3 protein-coding genes are annotated in these 4756 nt (G+C 78.4%); all 3 read right to left on the reverse strand.

Going from position 1 to position 4756, the window contains the following annotated elements:
• Window positions 1-40: 40 nt before the first annotated feature.
• The 3 genes from GTR02_RS19905 to GTR02_RS19915 all read right to left on the reverse strand — a co-directional run bounded on the left by GTR02_RS19905 (window position 41) and on the right by GTR02_RS19915 (window position 4675).
• Entirely contained in the window at window positions 41-2506 is a 2466-nt protein-coding gene (locus GTR02_RS19905) for a diguanylate cyclase domain-containing protein (protein WP_166609220.1), read from the reverse strand.
• A gap of 113 nt (window positions 2507-2619) precedes the next feature.
• Window positions 2620-3612, reverse strand: coding sequence for a helix-turn-helix domain-containing protein (locus GTR02_RS19910; protein ID WP_166609221.1), 993 nt, complete (start codon window positions 3610-3612; stop codon window positions 2620-2622).
• A gap of 49 nt (window positions 3613-3661) precedes the next feature.
• On the reverse strand, window positions 3662-4675 hold the full coding sequence (locus GTR02_RS19915; protein WP_166609222.1) for an alpha/beta hydrolase: 1014 nt from the start codon (window positions 4673-4675) through the stop codon (window positions 3662-3664).
• Window positions 4676-4756 lie beyond the last annotated feature (81 nt).

A 4756-nucleotide genomic window follows, 5' to 3' on the forward strand; every position in this document is an offset into this window, starting at 1 on the left:
CGGTCGGGGCTCAGGCGGTCGGGGCTCGGGCGGTCGGGGCTCAGGAGCCCGACGGCGCCAGGGTCAGGGGGCGGGTGCCGGCGGCGAGCACCGTCCGGTCGCGACCCTGCCGCTTGGCGCGGTACAGGGCGGCGTCGGCCTCCGCCATCACCTGCTCGATGCCCTGGCCGGGCTGCCACTGGCAGACCCCGATGCTGCAGGTCTGCCCGTCCGGGACGTCGGCGCGGATGCGGTCGGCCACGTGGCGGGCCTGCTCGGCGGTGCAGCCCGGCAGCGCGACGGCGAACTCCTCCCCGCCCCACCGCGCCAGGACGTCGAGGTCGCGCAGCGAGGCGGGGGCGCGGCGGGCGAACTCCTCCAGCAGCCGGTCACCCGCGAGGTGCCCGTGCGTGTCGTTGTAGGCCTTGAAGTGGTCGAGGTCGATGAGGGCGAAGGTCACGGGCGCCCCCGTCCGGGCGGCCCGCGCGATCTCCAGGGCGGCCACCTCGTCCCAGCGCCGCCGGTTGGCCAGCCCCGTCAGGGGGTCGTGGACCGCGGCGCGGCCGAGCTGGGCGACGAGGTCGGCGCGGTCGAAGGCGTGCGCGGCCTCCGCGGCGAGCGCCGTCAGCAGCGCGGACGTCTGCGCGGGCAGGACCGCCACGCGCGTCGTCCACAGCACGACGAGCACACCCGCGACCGTGCCGTCGCGGTCGGGCACGGGCAACCAGACCCCCGAGGTGTCGGGGCCGAGCACCTCGGCGATCAGCGGGCTGGCCAGCGGGTGCCGCGCGGCGTCGGGGAGGAACAGGGTCCGGTCCTGGCGGAAGCAGAGGTCGACGAGGCTGCTCGCGCCGTCCATGGCGAGGTCGGCCGCGGCGGGCGGCACCGCGTCGTCGGCGGGCACACCGGCCGTGGCGCCGCCCGTGGCGACGAAGCGGCGGTCCACCAGGTCGGGCTGCCACAGCGTGACGGAGTGCGCCCCGGTGACCTCGAGGGCGGCGTCGCAGACGGCGCGGCGCGGCTCGTCGGAGGTAAGGACGGCCCGCGAGACCCGCGCGAGGTGCTCGAGGTGCTCACCGTGCTCGCGGAGGCGGTCGTTGGCCGCGGCCAGGGCGGTCTCGCGCGAGCGCAGGCTGCGCAGGTCGTGCATCGCGACGACGGCGCCGGCCAGCGTGCCGTCGGCGGCGGTCATCCGGCGCGCGCTGCAGGTGACGGGGACCGGGGGGCGCCCGGCCGGGGCGAGCAGCAGCTCGACGCCCTCGACGCGGCCCTCGGCGAGCGCCCTCCGCAGCGGCGAGTCGTCCGCCACGAGCGCGGTCAGGCCGTCGGCCACGCCGTCGCCTCCCGCGGCGGCGAGGTCGGTGCCGGGGTCCAGGCCGCACCACGTGCGGGCGGTGTCGTTCAGCAGCGTCAGCCGCCCCTCGGCGTCGGACACCGCGACGCCCACGTCCACGGTCGCGAGGACCGTGTCGCCGAACTCGGCGCGCAGCTGGACCTGCGCCAGCAGCTCGTGGGCGGTGGCCTCCGACCCGCGCAAGCGGCCGACGAGGACCGCGCGCTCGTCGCGGCTCACGGCGAGCATGAGCCCGATGACGGCCAGCAGGCCGACGTAGACCTGCACGACGAGCGCGCGGGTGGCGTCGGTGGCGATGAGGGCGAAGGGTCCCCCGCCGGCGAGGGTGCACAGGACGGCCCCGGTGCTCACGAGCACGCCGTGCACGGTGAGCAGCGTCGTGTCGAAGCGGAGGGCGACCCACACGGTCAGGGCCAGGGGCAGGAAGGCGAGCGGCAGCCCGTGCGCCAACCAGAACACGGCGGCGTAGGCGAAGCCGGAGGCGAGCACCGCGGCCGTCAGCTCCGCGGCCCGCCAGCCCGCCGGGACGAGGAACGGCAGCCGTCGCGTGGCCCCGGGGCCGCCCGGGGCGGCGCCGGACCCGCTCCTCGCGCTCAGCGCGTGACCCACGCGCAGCACCGCGACGGTGATGAGCAGCACCGAGACGGTGTTGCGCACCAGCCACACCGCGAGGACGAGCCAGGACCACGTCCCGGTGGACAGCGCCGCCGACGTCGGGCCGATGAGGGCACCCGCCGCGGTGCCCGCGAGCGCGGCCACCATGAGGCGCACCAGGGTCCGCGTCCCCGTGAGGGGATCGCGCCCACCGGTGCCCCAGAGCCCGGGGCACCAGCGCCGCAGGAGGACGACGAACACCTCGACCTGGACGAGGTTGGCGGCGACGAAGAACAGCGCGAGCAGGCCGTCGGTGCCGGTGGCGAGGTTGATCGACCAGGTCACGGCGCTCAGCAGGCCGGCGTCGAGCCACCGGGTGCCGGCGTCGCGCTGGACCGCGAACCACGCCGCGGCGACGCCCGCGGCGGGCCACACGAGGCTGAGGCTCGTCCCGTCCATGACCGTCTGGCGGCCCAGGTACACGGCGACGGCGAAGACGGCCGCGAAGCCGGCGCTGCGCAGCACGGCCTCCCGGCCGGGCCGCGCGGGGGCGACGACGGAGTCCTGCACGGCCTCCACCGCGGACCACCTCCTGCCGCTCGCCGGTCGGGCCCGCAGGTCGGCGGCGGGCGTCCCCCCGTGATCGACGGCCGCGGGAGCCCCCTTGAGGGGCGGCAGGGCCGAACGGGTGCTCAGGCGGGGTGGCGGTGCAGGCGCCGCAGGGCCAGCGCGAGGTGCAGCCGCTGCACGCCCGCGGGCTCGTGCAGGTCCCAGCCCAGCAGGCGCTGGGCGCCGGTCAGGCGCTCCTGCAGCGTCGAGTGGTGGACCCCGAGCTCGGCGGCCGCGGCCCGCCGCGTCGGGGCCACGGTCAGGGCGTGCAGGGTGGCGAGCACCCAGGGGCCCGCGGCCGCCGCTCGCTCCAGCGCCACGACGTCGGCGACCGGGGCGGTGGCGGGGGTGACGGCGTCGGCCAGCAGCAGCAGGGCCTGCACCTGCTCGGCCTGCACGACGCGGGGTCCGGGGTCGGCCGCCGTGCCCTCGGCCGTCAGGCGCAGCGCCCGCCGCGCCGCGAGCGCCGACGCGGGCAGCTCGCCCACGGCGACGGCGGGCCCCACCCCGACCCGCCGGGACGCCGTCGGGAGGGTGGTGCCGACCCGCAGCTCCCCGTCGTCGTAGGCGAGCACCCGGGACGGCGCCGCACCGATCCCGAGGGCCTGCGCGGCGCCCCGGCGGGCCCGCTCGTCGGCCCCGGCGTCGAGGAGCACCTCCAGCAGGTCCGGGTCCTGCCGGCCGTCGGCCGCCGGGGTCGCCGGCAGGGGCCGGGTCCGCTCCAGGACGGTCCGCGCCAGGGCCGCGGCGCGCTCCAGGACGACCGCGTCGACCATCCGCGCGGGCCCCGGGCGCTCGAGCCGGAGCACCGCCCCCGCGTCCACGGCGGTGCGCAGCCAGCCCTCCTCCACGGTGGCCGGAGTGGGCAGGGGACGGCCGTCGGCGGCCACCCGCACGCACAGGTGCCGGCGGTCGTCGGTGAGGCGGGCGGGGCTGCCGGTGAGGACGGCGGCGCCGCGCACGACCGCGGCGAGACCCGCGTGGCCCGCCGCCAGCTCGTCGAAGTACGACACGACGCGCAGCGCGGCCCCGGCCTCGGGGTCCAGCGCCGCGAGCCGCACCGTCAGGTCGCGCACGGGGTCATCATCACCCCGCGGAGGGCCCCGCGGCGGGGACCTGGGCGGTTCAGGGCTCCAGCAGCCGGCGCAGCCAGCGCCGCCGCGCCGCCAGGGCCTCCTGCGACACCGCGGCCTGCGGGGCGAAGGCGTCGAAGCCGTGGAACCCGCCGGGCCACACGTGCAGCTCCGCGCGCCCGCCGGCCCGCCAGATCCGCGTCGCGTAGGCGACGTCCTCGTCGCGGAAGTTCTCCGCGGACGCGACGTCGACGAAGGTCGGCGGCAGGCCCGACAGGTCCTGGGCGCGGGCCGGGGCCGCGTAGGGCGACACGTCGGGGCCCCCGCGCGCCTCACCCAGCAGGGCCGTCCAGCCCGTGTCGTTGGCGGTGCGCCCCCACGTGCCCGTGTCGGCCATCTGCACGGCGGAGGGGGAGTCGTTGCGGTCGTCGAGCATCGGGTAGATCAGCAGCTGACCCGCGATCGCGGGGCCGCGCCGGTCGCGCGCCATGAGCGTCACCGCGGCCGACAGGCCACCGCCGGCGCTGGCCCCGGCCACCACGATCCGCGCGGGGTCGACGCCCAGCTCGGCCGCGTGCTCGGCGGTCCACACCAGCCCGGCGTAGCAGTCCTCGACGGGCCCGGGGTGCGGCGTCTCGGGCGCGAGGCGGTACTCCACCGACACGACGACGAGCTGCAGCTCCTGCGCCCAGTCCAGCGCCTCCAGGACCCCGTTGCGGTTGTCCCCGATGATCATCCCCCCGCCGTGGATCCAGTAGACGGCGCCCAGCGGCGTGCTCGTCCCCGTGGGCCGGCACACGAGCAGCGACACGTCGGGCGCGCCGTCCGGGCCCGGCACGGCCCGCTCCTCGACGGTGAAGGCGCCGCCGCGCTCGAGGTCGGCGTCGGTCGGCGGCTCCATGCCGGGCAGGCCCTGCCGCATGACCGGGACGAGGTCGGGCGTCAGCGGGGGGAAGCCGCCCATCGCGGCGAGCGCGGCCCCGACCTCCGGGTCGAAGGGCACGGGCGGCCCGACGGGGCCCGTCCCGGTGGTGGTGGCGTCGGTGGCGGGGGTGCTCGTGGTCATCGTCGACCTCTCTCGCAGGGGGACCCGGGGTCCGGGTCGGGCCAGCGTGCACCCGCCGCAGCCGCGCGGGCACCGCCCCGG

This window comes from Kineococcus siccus, from assembly GCF_009906795.1.
In the GTDB taxonomy this organism is placed as follows: Bacteria; Actinomycetota; Actinomycetes; order Actinomycetales; family Kineococcaceae; genus Kineococcus; species Kineococcus siccus.

Bases quoted from the DNA above. Each gene is read 5' to 3' on its own strand.
- GTR02_RS19915 (WP_166609222.1), bottom strand. From the start codon at position 4,675: ATGACCACGAGCACCCCCGCCACCGACGCCACCACCACCGGGACGGGC.